Annotated in this window: 15 protein-coding genes; 2 read left to right on the top strand and 13 right to left on the bottom strand. The window is 52.0% G+C overall.

The window, feature by feature from the left end:
• The first annotated feature begins 158 nt into the window (after positions 1-158).
• A complete protein-coding gene (locus MKY58_RS11160; RefSeq protein WP_036715116.1) occupies positions 159-698 on the top strand; it encodes an NAD(P)H-dependent oxidoreductase in 540 nt (179 codons plus the stop codon).
• Between the two features lie 157 nt (positions 699-855).
• Here the strand turns inward: MKY58_RS11160 and MKY58_RS11155 are convergent, their stop codons facing one another.
• Both MKY58_RS11155 and MKY58_RS11150 read right to left on the bottom strand, forming a co-directional pair.
• Complete coding sequence (locus MKY58_RS11155; RefSeq protein ID WP_339324574.1) at positions 856-2,409, bottom strand: glycosyl hydrolase family 18 protein; 1,554 nt, start codon at positions 2,407-2,409, stop codon at positions 856-858.
• Positions 2,410-2,739: 330 nt separating this feature from the next.
• Positions 2,740-3,252: a hypothetical protein gene (locus MKY58_RS11150; protein WP_156124737.1), complete on the bottom strand. Its 513-nt coding sequence runs from the start codon at positions 3,250-3,252 to the stop codon at positions 2,740-2,742.
• A 210-nt stretch (positions 3,253-3,462) separates the two neighbouring features.
• On the opposite strand from MKY58_RS11150, the gene MKY58_RS11145 reads away from it, so the two are divergent.
• Positions 3,463-4,038 carry a nucleotidyltransferase family protein gene (locus tag MKY58_RS11145; RefSeq protein ID WP_339324573.1) on the top strand — a complete coding sequence of 192 codons (576 nt, stop codon included), beginning with the start codon at positions 3,463-3,465 and terminating at the stop codon, positions 4,036-4,038.
• A 79-nt stretch (positions 4,039-4,117) separates the two neighbouring features.
• Here MKY58_RS11145 and MKY58_RS11140 read toward each other — a convergent pair whose 3' ends face one another.
• From MKY58_RS11140 to MKY58_RS11090, 11 genes are all read right to left on the bottom strand, one after another.
• Complete coding sequence (locus MKY58_RS11140; protein ID WP_339324572.1) at positions 4,118-5,083, bottom strand: ABC transporter ATP-binding protein; 966 nt, start codon at positions 5,081-5,083, stop codon at positions 4,118-4,120.
• Entirely contained in the window at positions 5,076-6,059 is a 984-nt protein-coding gene (locus tag MKY58_RS11135; RefSeq protein WP_339324571.1) for an ABC transporter ATP-binding protein, read from the bottom strand. Before MKY58_RS11135 ends, MKY58_RS11140 begins: the two co-directional genes overlap by 8 nt.
• A 14-nt stretch (positions 6,060-6,073) precedes the next feature.
• Positions 6,074-7,003 (bottom strand): oligopeptide ABC transporter permease, encoded by a 930-nt coding sequence (gene opp4C / locus MKY58_RS11130; RefSeq protein ID WP_339324570.1) that lies wholly within the window; start codon positions 7,001-7,003, stop codon positions 6,074-6,076.
• Positions 7,004-7,017: 14 nt separating this feature from the next.
• Positions 7,018-7,974, bottom strand: a complete 957-nt coding sequence (locus tag MKY58_RS11125; RefSeq protein ID WP_339324569.1) for an ABC transporter permease — start codon at positions 7,972-7,974, stop codon at positions 7,018-7,020.
• 79 nt (positions 7,975-8,053) lie between these two features.
• Positions 8,054-9,802 (bottom strand): ABC transporter substrate-binding protein, encoded by a 1,749-nt coding sequence (locus MKY58_RS11120; RefSeq protein WP_339324568.1) that lies wholly within the window; start codon positions 9,800-9,802, stop codon positions 8,054-8,056.
• Between the two features lie 861 nt (positions 9,803-10,663).
• Positions 10,664-11,578, bottom strand: coding sequence for a winged helix-turn-helix domain-containing protein (locus tag MKY58_RS11115; RefSeq protein WP_339324567.1), 915 nt, complete (start codon positions 11,576-11,578; stop codon positions 10,664-10,666).
• Between the two features lie 325 nt (positions 11,579-11,903).
• The gene (locus MKY58_RS11110) at positions 11,904-13,220 is read right to left on the bottom strand and encodes a hemolysin family protein (RefSeq protein ID WP_036715662.1); all 1,317 of its coding nucleotides are present in this window, start codon (positions 13,218-13,220) and stop codon (positions 11,904-11,906) included.
• 396 nt (positions 13,221-13,616) lie between these two features.
• The gene (gerQ, locus tag MKY58_RS11105) at positions 13,617-14,036 is read right to left on the bottom strand and encodes a spore coat protein GerQ (protein WP_339325121.1); all 420 of its coding nucleotides are present in this window, start codon (positions 14,034-14,036) and stop codon (positions 13,617-13,619) included.
• Between the two features lie 95 nt (positions 14,037-14,131).
• The gene (locus MKY58_RS11100) at positions 14,132-14,554 is read right to left on the bottom strand and encodes a cell wall hydrolase (RefSeq protein WP_339324566.1); all 423 of its coding nucleotides are present in this window, start codon (positions 14,552-14,554) and stop codon (positions 14,132-14,134) included.
• Between the two features lie 256 nt (positions 14,555-14,810).
• A complete protein-coding gene (locus MKY58_RS11095) occupies positions 14,811-15,905 on the bottom strand; it encodes a hypothetical protein (RefSeq protein WP_339324565.1) in 1,095 nt (364 codons plus the stop codon).
• Positions 15,906-16,101: 196 nt separating this feature from the next.
• Positions 16,102-17,874: a hypothetical protein gene (locus MKY58_RS11090; RefSeq protein ID WP_339324564.1), complete on the bottom strand. Its 1,773-nt coding sequence runs from the start codon at positions 17,872-17,874 to the stop codon at positions 16,102-16,104.
• Positions 17,875-18,049 lie beyond the last annotated feature (175 nt).

Raw genomic sequence — 18,049 nt, 5'->3', positions numbered from 1 at the left:
TAGGGTCATGGAACCGAAGCCAAGCCAAAAAAATTTAACTCACAAACTTTTTGTAAGTGGCTTGACAAAATATATGCACAGAGTTTATGATACTGACAACTGATCATGCATACCTCATAAGTGACGAATAAAAACGAATGATAAGGAGAGAAAACAATATGTCCAAATTGAACATCGGCATTATTTTGGGAAGCACCCGCGAAGGACGTTTGAGCCCGCAGGTTGGGGAATGGGTCAAAAAAATCGCGGATGAGCGCGGCGACGCAAACTACGAAATCGTGGACATCGCGGACTACAAACTGCCACTTTTGGGTGAAGCAGACGCTGCCGAGCAAGCCGAAGCATGGAACCAAAAGCTTTTCAGCCTGGACGGCTTCGTGTTTATCGTGCAAGAGTACAACCACAGCATCTCGGCTTCCCTGAAAAACGCACTGGATTACGCGCGCGACGCCTGGTTTAATAAAGCAGCGGGCATCGTGAGCTACGGTTCCGTGGGCGGCGCCCGTGCGGCCGAGCATCTGCGCGGCATTTTGGGCGAATTGTCCGTGGCGGACGTTCGCGTTCACCCGGCGCTTTCGCTGTTCACCGACTTCGAAAATTTCTCCACCTTCAAACCTGCCGACCTGCATCTGACGAACCTGAACGGAATGTTGGATCAAGTGCTGGCATGGAGCGGCGCTTTGAAGACGTTGCGATAAACAATGCGGAAACCGTCCTGATCGGTCATCGAAAGATGCCGAAAGGGGCGGTTTTTTATATGCCTTTTGCCGACGCCAAACTCGGTGTCATCATCAAAAAAAAGCGGCGCCGCCGGGCTTCGTTTTCCCGTGCAGGCATGCCGCTTAAGGGTGTCGTTTATTTCATCTGCCAAAGGGCCGGTACGTTCGGCGGCTCCCACCCCGTCAACGAGGTATGGGGCTGGCGGCAGACATAGGTTTTCCCTCCGTAAGTAACTTCGTCGCCGGATGTATAGCCGACATTCGGGGCCCAAGCTTGAGCGCCGCCCTGTGCATCCGTCGTGACGGCAATCACGGTGCCTGGCGACAGGTTACCTGCCGCATCCCTTGCGGTCACCGTAAACCTGTAGCTTGTATTTGGCGTCAAACCGCCGATGACGGCGCTGGTCCCGCTTACGGTAACGCTCCCCGTTCCATAGGATACGGTATAACCGGCAACGCCGACGTTATCCGTCGAAGCGGTCCAGCTCAACGATACGCTGGTTGCCGTTTGGGACGTGACGATGACGTTCGAAGGAGCCGTAGGCGGCACGGAATCCGGCATCGGCGGACTTAACCCGTCCAGATAGGCGCGGTGGCTGTTCGAAAATTCGAACTGGTTGAAGCGGTCCCAGTTGATGGACCATGTCATCATCCCCCGGAAATCCGGATATCCTCCGGCATTCCCCCGCATCGTATAACCGGGCAGCTGAACCCCTTTGATCAAGGCATCGAGCGCTTTATGGACTTCGCTGACGGATGTGAATCCCCCTCCCGCATTCGCGTTCGCCGGCAGCCCCAACACCACCTGATCCGGACGCAGCCCCGAAAAGAAGCGGTTCGGATTTTTCGCAACCGGAAAACCGGTCAGCACCATGTCCGCCATCGCGACATGAAAATCCGCCGTTCCCATATTGTGAAACTGATCATCCAATCCTGTGATCGGCCCCGAATTATAGTTCTGCACTTGGAGCCAGTCGAGTACATCCCGCGTCGCGTCAATGACCGGCAAATAAGCACCCGCGCGGTTGTCGCAGCTGATGCAGCTCCCCCCGTAAAACGAATACCCCAGCTGCACGAAAAAAGTCTCGGGCGCCATCGTCAAATAAAACGACTCCGTCCCGAAATGATCGTTGATCGTGCGCAGCGCCGAGATCAGGTTGACGATGACCGGCGTTGTCGGATGCTTAAAATCGGTGTCCCCTGCATTCAAATAAAGCGAATGGCCTTCAAAATCGACGTCCAATCCGTCAAAGCCGTATTTTTCGATGATCGCCGTGACGGAAGCCACGAAATTATCGCGGGCTTGCGCGCTTGCAAGCTGCACCTGCCCGTTCGCGCCTCCGATGGAAATGAGGACCTTTTTCCCTTGGCTCTGCAGATAGGCAACGTCCGCCTTAAAATCCGCTTCCGTGTAATTGTAGGGCGTAAAACCGATCGTCCCGTTGGTCGCCCCGGCGGCTGGTTCCGCGAAAGCGACGTTGACGACGTCAAACTTGGGCGAAACGTCGCGGAGCCTGATAAATCCGGAGCCGTTGTCGAAGTTGTGCCAATACCCTACCATCGTTTTGCTCCCTACGGCCGCATGGGCTTTGGGTACGGCTGCCCCGAATCCTTGGATCAAAAAGCAAAACGTCAATGCAATCAAGACCATGCTCCACGTTTTCCGGAACGCGATACGTTTGAGGATCATCGGGCATATTCCTCCTTGTCATGGAATGAATGATACCGCTTCCAAAGGATGGTTCTCGGCTTGAACCGCCTGGCTGCCCCTCCCTTCTCCCGAGGCGTTTACCGGCCATCTCCTTTGAGCGATTGCTTACCTCTCCATTATCAGGAAAAGGGATGCCGAGCAGAAGGGATAATATACTATATAAAGGGGTAAATTCCCATTTTATGTATTTTTAAAAGGGTAGTCCGCAGAAATAGGGGCACGGATTGGAGTTCTCGCCTTTTCGGTTTTGTCGCGCAATAAACGCGACAAACGGCAAACCGGAGTCGGTTTGCCGCTTGACGATGACGATTAATAGGCCAACACGCTGGATGTATATTCAATGCTTTGTTCGAAAACACCGTTTTTATTGATCGAATGAATGCAAGCAACGCGGTAATAAAAGCCTTTCACTCCGGTAAAGACGGCATCTCCAACAACGAAATCGGACGAATTTTTGGAGAACAGGGTGGAATTGACGTTCACCCAACCGGTTCCCGTGAACCGCTGCAGGGTTACGTCGGCTTTAATGACATCAACCACCGTGGTAGCGGTCGTATCGGCGTTCACGCTTAACTTCCCGTTGCCGATGGCAGAAATGTTTGCATTCCCGCCAGCCAGATACAAATAATTGCCGTTAATGCTCAAGCTATTCAATGTTTCCGGAGGTGGTGGTGTGAGAGCGCCCGGCTCGGTCACTGCAGAAGAAGTAGCGGTATTGTCGGCTGCGTACGATTCGGCTCCCGCCCCGGTCGCCAGCAGCATGCTGAGCGCAGAGACGGCAACGGTCATGGTTAATAGCTTGCGAACATTGGATTTCTTCATACTCTCACCTGTCCTTAAATGGTTAATATTGGAATACAATATGTATAACGTTTGAAACGTGGACAAGTTTCGCTGTTACGCGAATTTTTTTGTGAAATTTTGTGAAATTTGCTTCTTTTTCGATTTCGCCGTCTGTTCGTGTAGTATAATAGGGTTTCGTTTCGCGAAGTGGCTATTTTATACGGTTATGTTCGATCAAGGAGGGAAAACATGATCCAATCCGAACAAGATCTGATCCGCCTCGTGCAGCAGGACGACTGGATGATGGACATTCTTCATGCCGCCAAAACGCTGCATCTGCCCGACTGGTGGGTTTGCGCCGGCTTCGTCCGCTCGAAAATATGGGACGTGTTGCACGGCTTTGCCGAAAGAACGCCCTTACCCGATGTCGACGTGGTCTATTTTGACCCGGGTCACCTGGACGAGGCTGCCGAAAAAGAACTGGAGCGCAAGCTATATGCCATCCGTCCGAACGTCCCGTGGTCGGTCAAAAACGAAGCCAGAATGCACATGATCAACCAAATGCCCCCTTTTATCTCGTCCACCGACGCCATTGCGAATTTCACGGAAACCGCGACGGCTCTTGGCCTGACGTTGGACGAACAGGACCGCGTTCGGCTGACGGCTCCGCACGGCATAGAGGACGCCGTCAACCTGGTCGTTCGGCCGACTCCCTATTACATGCAATCTCCGGATCGGGCACGAATCTACGAGAACCGCGTCTCGAAAAAACGGTGGAGCGAGACCTGGCACCGCGTCGTGATCGAGCATATTCGGATGGTTTAACGTATTCCCCCTGGATGTTTTCGCTAAAAAGGCATGGTTCCCGAAGGAGCCATGCCTTTTTCATATTCAAGATTCAAACCTACGCCAGATGGCAAGCCACGAAATGGCCGCCGCCTGCGTCGCGGAACTCCGGCACCTCTTCTTTGCAGCGGGCCACGGCAAACGGGCAACGCGTATGGAATTTGCACCCGGCCGGCGGGTCCGCCGGATTGGGGATGTCCCCTTTCAGGACGATCCGCTCGCGTTTCAGCTTCGGAATCGGAATCGGCACCGCCGACAGCAGCGCTTTGGTATACGGATGAAGCGGATTTTTGAAAAGTTCGTCCCGCGATGCGGTTTCCATCATCGAACCCAAATACATCACCCCGATCCGGGTGCACAAATGCTCGACCACGCTAAGGTCATGGGAGATGAACAGGTACGTCAGCCCCCGCGTCTCCTGCAGCTTCCGGAACAGATTGATGATCTGGGCCTGGATCGACACGTCCAGCGCGGATACCGGTTCGTCCGCAATGATCAGGTCCGGGTTCAGAATGAGCGCCCGCGCAATCCCGATCCGCTGGCGCTGCCCTCCCGAAAACTCGTGCGGAAAGCGGTCGATGTGATAGGACGACAAGCCGCAGGATTGCAATACTTCAAGCACCCGGTCGCGGATTTCATCCTTGGGCACGAGGCCGTGGTCCAGCAGCGCCTCGCCGATGGCGTCTCCGACGCGGATTCGCGGATTCAGCGAGCTGTACGGATCCTGGAAGATAAGCTGCATGCTCGGACGGATTTTGCGGAGCTCATCCGAAGACAAACCGTACAGGTCGATGCCTTTGAACTTCACTTCGCCGTCGGTTTTCTCGGTAAGGCGGATGATCGTTTTCCCGACCGTGCTTTTCCCGCTTCCGGATTCGCCGACGAGGCCGAAGGTTTCCCCTTTCTGAATCGTCAAGCTGATGTCGTCGACGGCTTTCACGTGCCCGACCGTCCGGTTCAGCAGCCCTTTTTGTATGGGGAAATATTTTTTTAAGTGATTGACTTCAAGCAATGCCTCAGGCATGGAGCAGCGCCTCCTCGTACAACCAGCAGGCAGCCTTCTGCTGCTCGCCGACTTCTTTCAATACAGGCTGCTTCGTTCTGCAAATGTCCATGCAGTGCTGGCAGCGGTCATGGAAATAGCAGGATTCCGTCAACTCCAGAGGATTCGGGACCTGGCCCGGAATCGAATACAGCTCATCCGTGCGCTGGTTGATGATCGGCTTGGATTTCAGCAACCCTTGGGTATACGGGTGTTTCGGCGATTGGAACAGCTGGACGACTTCGCCTTCTTCCACGATTTTGCCCGCGTACATGACGATGACGTAATCCGCCATTTCGGCCACGACGCCGAGGTCGTGGGTGATCAGCATGATGGACATGTTGTTTTGTTCTTTGAACTGGCGGAGAATATCCAGGATTTGCGCCTGGATCGTTACATCGAGCGCGGTCGTCGGTTCGTCGGCGATCAGCAGCTTCGGATTGCCCGAAATCGCGATTGCGATCATGATCCGCTGGAGCATGCCTCCGCTCAGCTCATGCGGGTAAGAATCCGCAATTTGCTCCGCGCGCGAAATGCCGACTTTTTCGATCAGTTCGATCGCCCGTTTCCGCGCTTCCTTTTTGCTCAGCTTCTGATGGACGAGCAGCGGCTCCATGATTTGCTGGCCGATCTTCAGGACGGGATTAAGCGAAGACATCGGCTCCTGAAAAATCATCGATATTTCGTTGCCGCGAAGGGAGCGCAGCTCGTTTTTGCTCAATTTCAAAAGATCCCGGCCCTCAAATTCGATTTGGCCGTCCACGACTTTGCCGCCGGGCTCCTCGACCAAACCCATGATCGACATGGCGGTCACGCTTTTTCCGCAGCCGGATTCCCCCACGATGCATACCGTTTCGCCCTCGCGAACGCGGAAGCTGACATCGTTGACGGCTTTGACCGTGCCGTTTTCGGTATTAAAATGCGTGCTGAGATGATTTATTTTCATTAAATCTTTCATCGGAAGTTCCCCACCTACCTCTTCTGTTTAGGATCAAGAACGTCTCTGAGGCCGTCCCCGAAAATGTTGATCGCGATGACGGTGGCGAAAATTGAAAAGCCCGGAGGAACCCACAGCCATGGATGCTCCTGAAAATCGATCAGGTTGTTTGCCGCGTCGATCATGTTCCCCCATGTCGGCGTCGGCGCCATGACCCCAAGCCCGAAGAAGCTGAGCGCCGATTCGCTGAGAATCGATCCGCCGATGTTCAGGGTCGCGATTACGATCAATAACGGGACGATGTTCGGCAGCAAATGGTTGAACAGTTTGCGACGGTCCCGGAGCCCGAGCACGACGGCGGCCTGCATGAATTCCCGCTCCCGCAGGCTCAACATCTGGCCCCGTACCATCCGGGCAAGGCCCGGCCAGTTGACCAAACCGAGCATCACCATGACGATGTACATCCGGTACTCGGTCGGTACCTTCCAATCGGAAAGCAGCGCCCCGAAAATAAACAGCAGCGGCAGTCCCGGAATCGTCAGCAGCAAATCGGCGATCCGCATGATGATTTGGTCGACGATGCCCCTGTAATACCCTGCGATCGCTCCAAGAAGCGAACCGATAAAAACGGACAGAACCATGGAGGCCAGGCCGACGGTCAACGAAATGCGCCCGGCCTGGAGCACGCGGGTGAGGACATCCCGGCCAAGGGCGTCCGTTCCCAGCCAATGCTTGAGGCTCGGCGGTTTATTCATTAAGGCCATGTTGACTTTATTGTCCGTATAAGGCGAGAAAAACGGCCCGATGAAACAAGCCAAAAACATAATAACGACAACGACGAGCCCCGAAACCGCGAGCTTGTTTTTCATCAGCCTGCGCATCGATTGCTTGAAAAGGGATGATGATTTGGCAGGAGCGTTTTTCGCCCCGACCGCCTCCGGTAGCGGAGTGCTGTTCAGTGACATGTCTGGTCCCCCCTCTAATGCAGCCGGACGCGCGGATCGGCGATATGGTACAAAATGTCGGATAGCAGCGTCCCGATGACGGTTAGCACCGCCAGCAACATCGTAAAGCCCATGAGCAGCGGGTAATCCCGCATCCCAAAGGACTGGATGTACAGCTGCCCGATCCCCGGCCAGTTAAAAATTTTCTCAATGATCAGCGATCCGCCGAACAAGGAAGGAAGTTCGAACCCCACCAGCGTAATGGCCGGCAGGAGCGCATTTCGAAGCGCGTGTCTGAACAGCACCTTGTTTTCCTTCAATCCTTTGGCCCGCGCCGTGCGGATATAATCCTGCTTGATGACGTCAATCATGTTGCTGCGGAAATAACGGGTCAAGGAACCGACGCCCAGCAGCGTCATGACAATGACAGGGAGCGTCATATGATGAATGACTTCCTTGACGTACGCCAGCCCCGTCGCGTTGCTGCCCGTCGTCAGCATGCCGCCCGGCGGCAGCCACTTCAGGTCGACGGCGCATATTTTGATCAGGAACAAACCGATAAAAAACGACGGTAGCGACATGGCCGCAAAAATCAAAACCATCACGAGCGTGTCGAACCAGGAATACTGCTTGTACGCGGAAACAACGCCGATGATGACGGCGATCAGCCAGGTAAAAAACGTCGACACGGCCGCAAGCAGGAAGGAGTTCCATATGTACTCGTTAAACAGCGTCAACACCGGCTTCTGCTGCGCCAGCGAGAACCCGAAATCGCCGTGCAGCGCGTTTTCCATCCAAATGCCGTATCGCTCGAGCAGCGGTTTGTTGAGCCCGTAAATTTCTCGCAGCTCGGCCTTGCGCTCGGGGCTCAATTTGATATTGCTGCTGATGAAATCCCCGGGCGTCAGCGCATACAGGCAAAAAATCAACAGCGACGCGGCCAGCAAAATGATCACCATGTAGCTGATCCGTTTCGTTAAATACGCACTCATCATTAGCCTCCTAATCGCATGGTCCCCCGCCCGCGGCGATCATGCCGCGATAAGCGAGGGACGGGATGGTTGTTACGGATTATTGCGCCGGTTTCAGCGTCCAGTCCGGAAGACTGTTGGCCAACCCGACGAACGGGCTAACGGAAAGATTGTCGATTCTTCCATTGTATCCATAGACGGTTTTTTTGTAGCTCGTGAAGATGATCGGCAGTTCGTCGTTCAGCAGCTGGAAGATTTCTTTGTAAACCTGTTTCCGCTGCTCGATGTCGGTCGTCGCCAAACCTTTTTCATACAATTCTTTGAATTTCGGATTGTCGTAGCCTTTGATCTCGCCGTTCATGAACTGCACGATACCGTCTGAAGGATCGGCCAGCATCGGCGTGGAGAAGGACACGAGATCGTAGTCTCCGCTCTCCACTTTCGATTCGAGCGAGTTGAAGTCCGCGAACACTTCCGGCTCGAATTTTACGCCCAATGCCTGGAAGTTTTCCTTCGCCACCGCGATGAAAATGTCGGTCTGCTTGTTTTTGGACCCTAAATAATGGATAGTTAGCGGTTTGCCGTCTTTTTCACGGATACCATCCGCTCCTTCCTTCCATCCGGCTTCGTCCAGAAGCTGCTTCGCTTTTTCCGTATCGAATTTATACGGGTTGATGCCTTCTTCCGTGTACGCCCAGGAGATCGGGGAAGCCGGAATGTTTGCAACCGAACCTGCTCCCTGGTTGGCGTCCACATAGATGCTTTGGCGGTCCAAACCGTACGTGAGCGCTTGCCGCACTTTTTTGTCCTTAAGCACATCGTGCTCCAGGTTAACCTGAAGGTATCCATAGGAACTAGGCGTGTAAGGGATGATGTTTACGAAACCCAGGCTTTTCAGCTTCTCGATGTTTTCCGTCGTGGCGCTGAACGAAGCGTAGTCGACTTCGCCGGTTTCGAGGTACTGCCAAGTGTCGCCTTCGGACGTTTTATAAATAAAACGTTCCGTTTTCGGTTTGCCTTTGTAATAATTTTCGTTGGCCACGAAGCGGACTTCCTGTCCCGGAATGAATTTTTCCAGCTTGTACGGACCGCTGCCGACCGGGTTCGAATGAAGTTTTTTGATGTAATCCAATTGTCCGAATTTGTAGTCTTTGCCGTAATAAGCTTTGGACAAAACCTGTCCTCCCAACATAAAGAGCGCGGTGGCGTTCGGCTTCTCGAGCGTCACAGAAATCGTCTGCGGATCGATGACTTTGATTCCTTCGATGCTTTGCGCTTTGCCTTCCTTATAAGCCTGCGCCCCTTTGACGGCGAGTGTCGGAACCATGGAATCCCCGTCGTACGCTTTGTCAAACTGAATCGTCCACGTAAACGCGACATCGTCCGCCGTCAGCGGCGATCCGTCGCTGAATTTCAAGTCTTTGCGCAAATGGTATGTATAAGTGAGCTGATCGTCCGATACGTCCCATTTTTCGGCCAAATCAGGAATTGGCAGCCCTTTATCATCAACGGTTACCAAAGAGCTGAACAACAGGGAATTGACGTTGCCGTCGTATCCGCTTTGGGTAAAGTATGGCGTAAACGCGCCGCTCGGATCGGTGAGCCCGACGATAATCGTATCGGTTCGCTGCTTGGCGACCGCCGGAAGTTTGGACATGTCCGCTGCCGTGTAAGGTTCCGTTAACCCGGATTCGCCGCCCGGCGCTGTCGTATGCTCTTTCGCGCCTTGATCGGTTTGCGCGGCATTGCCGCTTGGAGCCTGCCCCGCATCGTTGTTGTTCGAGCACGCCGACATCAGCAGCGAACCGACGAGCATGAGCGACGTTAATAAAATGACACCTTTTTTCATGAAACTCTAACCTCCCGTTTTGTACCCATCTCGATCATTCCTATAAGATAAGTATGAATTAAGATTCCATTAATTATTGTCTATTATAGGAAGCAAACCGAGTTCTGTAAATAGAGAACTGAAATTTTTATTTGAATAGTTCATTTTATTAGAAACCGAAAAATAAAAACTCTGTATTTGCCTGAATGCAAACACAGAGTTTCACTGGAAATTCGGCCTAAAAACTGAAAGACAAAATCCAAGTCGATATTAAGATAAGGGCCTGCTCGGTTAATACTAGTGTGGCTTATTTTATTTTTTCCTAAATTACTCGAAGTTGAAAATCATAACTTACAATAAATTAGAGTTAAGATTTCTACTAAGTCAAAGCTTAACAGGCGTGTAGTGAATTAACTCCAAGGATCATATCCTGGTTCGCAGACTTTACGCCCACTTGGTAATGTGACACAAATTGGTTTAGGGTCTCCGTACGAATCGCAATTTCTAATCGGACGGCAAGGGTCATAATAATCATAAGCTTTAGAGGTAGTTGGCAGAAGGGGAGAGGTTCCAATTACCAAAGAAAGCGCCAGAAGAGCTTTGAAGGATTTTCTCAAACTATTACCTCCTATGTAAAATATTTGTAATACAAAATTTAGTATATTAGGATATTATTATGTTGTCAAATGCGATTTTTTACTTTTTATATTTTTGAACTATTACTATAGAGAAAGGTAAGAGGGAGCGATATTATTAAGTCCGATAATGTTCGAATAAGCAAATAATTATGACTAGCTGATACCAAACATGCGTTATCACTACCTATCGAACGATCAAAAAACCTCCTTACTGCCCGCCAGGCAAATAAGGAGGTCCCGGAACTTATCCCTCTTCAATATAACGGTAGATCCGCTCTTGAAGCTGATCCAAAGCCCGTCTTCTCAAGCTGTACTCCGTCAGGTTTTCGCCTTCGAAATGCGCGTAAAGCACGCCGGCGCTGCGGAGTTTCGAGATATGGTCATGCGTGATGCCTTTGGAAAGCTTCAGATGGCTGACGATTTCCGTGAACGTGCGCGGTCCCTGGTTCAAGAATTTCAAAATTTTCATCCGGTTTTTTTCGCCCAGGCTGCGCAGCAAACGGAGATCATGCGTCGGAATGAGGTCCTCATCCCCCAAATAGATGCGCGCATTATAATGGCAGACGAGCATGCTCCCGTATTGGGCCACCATATTCAGCGGTTGAAAATGATATTGCGGCACAAGCACGAGCTTCTCGATTTCGGGAAGCGGCTTGAAAAGCATGCCGTTGGTCGTTTCGTCGACGAATTCTTCGCCATCGATTTCGGTCAAACGCCGAAGCCGGTCTTGTTTTTCTTGCTCTAAAGCGAGCAGGATGGCCGGATCGACATGTTCGAAATATTGCTCATGCCACTGCCGGAACAGGTGAATCGTTTTTTCATGGAAAACCTCGATGTCTTCCTCCGGAAATTCATTGCCGTTGGCGGCGAAAAGCTCGATCAAATCATGGGTGCTCAATTGCCCGAACCAATCGAGAAAGCCGTCGACCCCCAACCCTTCGGGAGCAACGAAAGCGGTCAAATACGCGAATCCCCAGTCTCCGTTAACGAGCATGTCATCCAGCAGGCGGGCGAATTCAGGGGTGAGCCGCTCCTTTGTTTCTTGTGCCCAGCATGGGGCAAGATCTATCTTTTTGTGCGACTTTCGACATATGTAGGAATGCAAGCTATTCATAAACTCGTGAACGGGCTCGAACGCAATTTCTAAATCAAACGCCAACTTCTCTCTCCTCCCTCCCATTTTACGAAACGAAATTGACTTCATTATAACGTGAACACTTTAAAGCAATCCACTATTTCCATCGTATAACTTAGGAATGCATAACATTTTTATGCAAAAGCATGCATCCTTTTGGCGGTTGGATGAAGACCGTTGCCATCATACCAGATATTCCGCCGCCCCTTCAACAATCCAAAAACATCCCGCAACGCCGAACGCCGGGCCTTTTAAGCCCCCAATTTCGATTCAGAACTTTGCGTTTTCCCCATCTTAACAACAAAAAGACACGGGGCGGATGCCCCGTGCCTTTCATCTATTTCACACTTTATGCGCCCGCTTCCTCCGCCATCACCTGCGGAACCAGAAGCTTAATCCTTGAGATGCGCTTATGATCCGTTTCCTCCACTATGAAAACATGCCCGTCGACTTCGGCCGATTGCCCCTTATGCGGCGGGATCGTCTCGATATGGGAATACAGCCAGCCGCCTACGGTGTCGTAGTCGGTCGTATCCAAATCAAGCCCGAATCGGTCGTTGATTTCTTCAATGAGCATCAAGCCGTCAATCGAATATTCATGTTCCTGAATTTTTTCGATGCCGGGACGTTCCTCGTCGAATTCATCCTGAATTTCACCGACGATTTCTTCCATAATGTCTTCCAGGGTTACGAGCCCGGATGTGCCGCCGTATTCATCGATCAAAATGGCGATCTGGGTCTTTCCCCGCTGCATCAGCTTCAGCAATGCGCTGATCTGAATGGATTCCGGTACAGCCAGGATCGGACGAATTAAAGTATTATATTCGGTAGCCGTAGAACGCAATAAGTCCTTAATATGAATGAATCCGATAATATGATCCTTGTCACCATCGCAAACCGGGTATCTTGTTCTCATGCCTTCGTAAGCAATTTCAAGATTTTCTTCTCGGGAAAGCTGCGTGTTCAGGCAGATCATTTCCGTCCGGGGAATCATGATTTCCCGTCCGGTCGTTTCCGCAAAATCGAAAATATTGTCCACCAGCGCAAGTTCCGTATTGTCGATCAAGCCGTTTTTGTTGCTTTCCTTCATCAAAATCCGTATTTCTTCCTCCGTATGGGCGGATTCGGATTCCGATGCCGGGGCGATCCCGAAAAGGCGCAGCAACGCATTGGCAAGCCCGTTTAATACCCAGATGAAAGGATACATCAGCTTATTAAAATAAACCATGGGAGCGGCCGACATCAGCGCGACGGATTCCGACTTGCGGATCGCCATCGATTTCGGCGCCAATTCACCAAGCACGATATGAAGAATGGTAATGATGAGAAACGCGATGGCCACGGCGATCCCGTGAACAGCGGCTTCTCCGAAGCCCAAGGCGTGAATCAGAGGTCTGACGAGGGTTGCTACGGCCGGTTCCCCGAGCCATCCAAGCCCCAGTGATGCCAACGTGATGCCAAGCTGGCAGGCGGACAAATAAGCGTCCAAATTGTTGACGATGCTGCGGGCGAACACCGCGCCTTTGCGGCCTTCGTCAACCAGCGTTTCCACGCGGCTGCTTCTGATTTTCACCATGGCAAACTCCGCGGAAACGAAAAACCCGTTCAATAAAACGAGTATTACTACCCAAATCAAATTGATCAAACTCGGTAAGGGGTCAGTCAATCTTTTTCCTATTCACCGTACGTCTTGACCGGCAAATAGGTACACCTCCTTCGTATTTTGAGATCATGAGTCCTGTGATGCATAAAAATCGCGTTTGCCGTCAACTTCCCAATGGATCCATCTCCTATCTTAAGTCAAGATTTTTTGCAAAATCAGCTTGTGTATGATTTTGGAATATATCTTTAATTATATAATTATACACTATACAGTCAAACCATCGGGTATGACTGCATACGAAAGGGACCCGTTGTTATTGCAAGCAAAACTCCGATATACAGGCAAAAAGAGCCGCCTTTTGTCATTTATGACATGAAAGGCGGTCTTTTCGGCGTTGAAATCAAAATATGGAGTTAAAAAGGCTGCAAACCTCTAAATGTTGAGTTCGTCAGCGTTTTGTTACCGGCCTTGAGGCGGATTGCCGACGACGCCGGGATATTGGTAAACCAGAGGTTCGTTGAATACGATGTAATCCAGATTAAGCGTCAGCAGGAGGATTCGCTGTCCGGTGGAACGTTCGGAGATAATGATATGGTCCCGGCCTGCGGCTTCGATGACGCCGGTAAATATTTTGGCGTTCCATTGGGAATTGTTTTCGTACGTCATGTAAAAGGTTCCCGTTTTCCCCAAATTCAAACGCAAAATGTTCTCCACGTACGATTGCTCGAATTGCTGCTGCGGAGCTTGGATCACCGCTCCCGTCGGAGTCATCGGACTGCCGCTCGTGACTTGGGGCGGAACTGCGCCCATGCTTCCGGGCGTTCCCATGCTGCCGGGAGTTCCCGTGCCGCTTCCCGACACTCCTGGATAACCCCCCATTTGATAAGGCGATGGACGAAAAAACTGAGGCACCATACTTTCAAATCCTCCTTCAATTAAGTACGAAATCATGTTTCATTCTGTTTTTTGCCCAATCAAAACACGTTAGGACAATCCGCGCTGGAGGGACTGAAGAAGCAATGGCTTTTGTATCGTCCCGTATTCGATTGATTGAACCAAGTTGCCGGACAGCCGCCCGTGGGGCGAAAAAACCATAAAGCATTCGAAGCCGGCCAAAACCGTTCGCCGTTAATGGCGCGTTGCGCAAGCCTGATATCCTGTTCTCTGGCCCTTTGATAAAAATACGACTTCTGCGGGGCTTCAAAACCGCCTGGGCTTTGGTAAACCATATCCCTGATGCTGCGGATATTGTTGAAATCCAGACAATTTCCCAGAATCCTGTTCACGCCGACGTTGCCGACCATCAGCATGCCGAGACTCCCTTCACCTTCAGCTTCAGCCCTCATCAAACGAGCGAGCAGTCTTGTTTGCTCCGTGTTCGTTTTGATAACAGCCAAGTGTCTACCTCCCTGCATGAATGATTTTCCTTATAAGTGTATGTGCATTCGCCCAGTTGAGTGACAACAAATCTTTACAACTTGTACCCTATTGCGACATGGACGCGGTTCGTTTGACGCCTTGTTTCGATCCAAACGGGAATGCGTGTTCATAGGGAAAACAACAAAATAAGCGCCATTCCGCATTCGTTTGCGAAAAAGGCGCTTACGCAAAAAACTGGGATTGCGTCTAATTTTCGGGCATGGGGTAGTTCGGTTATACGGAGGAGTTCGTCAATGCGTCTATTTGGCGGACGACTTGGGTTGCGACGGCGCGCAACGCCTCCGGATCGACCGCAGCGTCATACACCGACCATACCTCGTCCCGTATCCGCTTAATGTCCGCCAGGATGGAAATTGAATGTTTCATGGAAGCCGTATATCTGCTGCGAATCTCGGCGATTTCCTCGGCGAACGCCTCGTCCGTGCCTTCCTTAATGGCCAGTTCGTAAACGTCGAGGATGCTGTCCCCTTCCCGGCTCGGAAAATGCTCATGCGGTGCCGTACTGTCGAAGATGCCCAGGCTAAGCTCAGGAAAGATAAGCATATCGAGACTGTTCGGATCAAACCCGCAGTGGTAGATTTCGGTGTCGATTCCCCGCGCTTCCGCTTCTTTGGCCAATTTTTTGAACATGGTGGATTTTCCGGAGCCCGGGCGGCCCTTGACGAAAATCCGCGTGCGAAGGTTTTCCGTCAAGTTCGGAACGTAATCGAGGGCTCCTTGCCACGTAGCAGCGCCGAGAAACCGGCGGGTGACGTTCGCTTTCTTCGAGCGGAATGGAACCAAATATTCGTCGGCAAAATCCGCCGTGATTTGATTGGCCCGTTCGCGGTCTAAATTGTCGATGTAAAATTTCTCCCATTCGTCATGGATGCGCAGCGTTTTTAAAAAGGAGTCGAAGGCCTTCGCGTAAAGCGAGGCGATTTCCTGCTCCCGATCTTTCGTCCGCGCTTCCACATCGTCGATGAAACCGCTTCGCAACGCCGCAGCAGCGTCAATGACCCGAATTTCCGTACCCTCCAGAACGGGATCGGCGCTCCAGGCGTTCCCGTCAATGATGCCGATCCGAGCTTCCTCCAAAATGATGCCCTCCAGCCGATCACTGTCCAACGTTTCATGTATAAAGTGCTTCGTCCAGTCATTATCTTTCCATGTTTCCGCCAGCTCCGCAAACACCTGCGAAGTCCCCGATCCGATCCGTCCGTCGATGACAAATACGGTGTCCAGTCCGTTTAAAATGGAATCGTACAACGTGTACAACCCCGCCGCCGTATTGCCGCGCCCGAAATAATGCTTTTCCAGACCTGCCATTTTCGTTCACGCTCCTTTATCTCACTCGCGTTGCCAACACCTTATGGTATGCCGGCAGCCGTTTCTGTGTGAATGCCCAGCCCGCCGGCCGGTATGCCCTCGGCTCGCCCTCACGGGGGATGCCGGCCCGAATAAAAAAATCTGCTTGCCGCCTATTCGGCGCAAGCAGAACATTTTGCTCATTAGCGATTCAAGTTCAAGGTTTTGCGTTCCTCCAATAATCGTAAGCGTGCACCACGTTGCCTGCGTAGGAGGGGGAATCTTTCAACAAACCGGGCAGCTTCGCCAGCTCTCCCTCCATGTATTCCGCCCCTTCCTCGAAGAAGGTAATGTGGTTGCCTTCATGGCTTTCTTTCATTTCGACCGAAAGGAGGATCGGCTTGCCCAATTCGTCCGCAAAACCGATTTCCTCTTTGGCGACGTTAACGATGCCGTTCGAACCGGCAGCGGAATCCCGAAAAGCCATCAATGACACATGGTCCATGCGCCGGATCATCCATTTGCTGATCGATATGTCCTCGCCCGGGACTTTATATTTGTCGAGCCAAACCGCCAAATCCATGCTCGCTTGCAAACGGGAGTCCTTTTTCAGCTCCGTGACGAACGCATCCAGGTTGGAGGTCCATTCCGAAAGGACCCGCTGCGTGTCGGACCTCCATTCCGGAAGCACGTAGGGCTCGATATCCAAATGGATGCCATGGAAACGTTCATCTCCCTGAACCGAGCGGTTGTAGTCCTTGACGTATTTGACCAGCTTCATCATTTTGGGACGGCTTTCCTGCAGCGCCCAAATCGGGTGCCCCCCCATGGCGTGCACTTCAATGCCTGCGGCCGAAGCCTGTTTGACGAAAGCTTGATACGCGCTGAAAGGCTGCTGCAAATCCAACCTGACGTAAAGCCAGTTCAGCTTTTTCTCTTTGGCGAAGCCGATGATCTCCTGACCGTTCTGAAGCACCTGGTTTGCTTCCCAAATATAGGTGCCCCTTACCATGGAATCCCGAACGACCGGGTCCGCATCGGGAACGTTGCCTTCCGGGCCGGGGTCCGGGACTGGTTCGGGGTCCGGGCCGGGTCCCGGCTGATCGCCGCCCCCGCCGCCGCTAGGCATGTTTTCCCAATAACGGAAGTCATGGATGGCCAGTCCCGCAAAAGAGGAATGAGCGTCCAACCGGCCCGTCAGATCAGATAAGGACTGGTTCATCTGCTCTTTTTGCTGCCCGTAAAAGGTCGTGTAGCTTTCGCCCGGCATTTCCTTCGTGTTGACGCCGATCAGCACTTTTTTGCCGAGTCGGTCGGCTAGGTTGAGCTCGTCTTGGGACAAAGCGATAATGCCATGTTCCGAATCGACGTCATTCCGGTAAGCCAGCACCGTGACATGATCGAATTGCCGCATCAGCCATTCATTGAGCGCTTCGCCCCCGGAGGCGCTGTAACCGTCAAACCAGAAGGGAATGTCGATTCCGAGTTCGAGCCCCGAGCCGGAGGTTTTGCCGAGAAAAGCCGACAGGTTGCTCTCCCACGTTTGGATGACTGCATCATGATCCGCTGCCCACTGGGGAAGAACATAAGGTTCTATATCGAGATGGATTCCATCGAACCGGCTTTCGGGCGAAGCGCCGGCATTATACTCCATCGTCCATTCGGCAAGTCCTAACATGCGGTCCCGATGTTCCGTCAGGGCCCATCCCGGATCGCCGCCGAGCGCATGGACGGCGACGCGTTCCTCATGCGCGTGCTGCACGAACGTTTCATAGGTCTTTTTAGGCAAATCCCGGTTGATTTGCAGGTAAATCAGATTAATGCCTTCGTTGCGGGCAAACTCTAGCAATTTTTCTCCGCCATCCTCGATCAGTTCCGTCTGCCATACCCAAGTGGCCTTGACGTCCTTCGACGGGGCGCTGAATCCCGTAAGCAGGATCGCCGCCAGAAACAGCAGGGCAGTGAGCCATCGAGAATTTTTGACAAACATAATTTCCCTCCATTCCTATGCGAGGACTTGCAATCCTCATGTAGTAAACGGAGTAATTATAGCATTGATCCCCCAAAAAAAGATGAGCCCAAGTCCTTAAAGAACGGGCTCATGCAAGTCGCGCAAAATCAAAAATGCCTAAAAGGAACTATGCCGGCCGCGGAAGACGGCCCGG

Source organism: Paenibacillus sp. FSL W8-0194, from assembly GCF_037969745.1.
GTDB classification, from domain to species: domain Bacteria; phylum Bacillota; class Bacilli; order Paenibacillales; family Paenibacillaceae; genus Paenibacillus_AQ; species Paenibacillus_AQ cookii.
The sequence above is the reverse complement of the archived record's forward strand: the minus strand, read 5'-3'. Positions and strand labels throughout refer to the sequence as shown.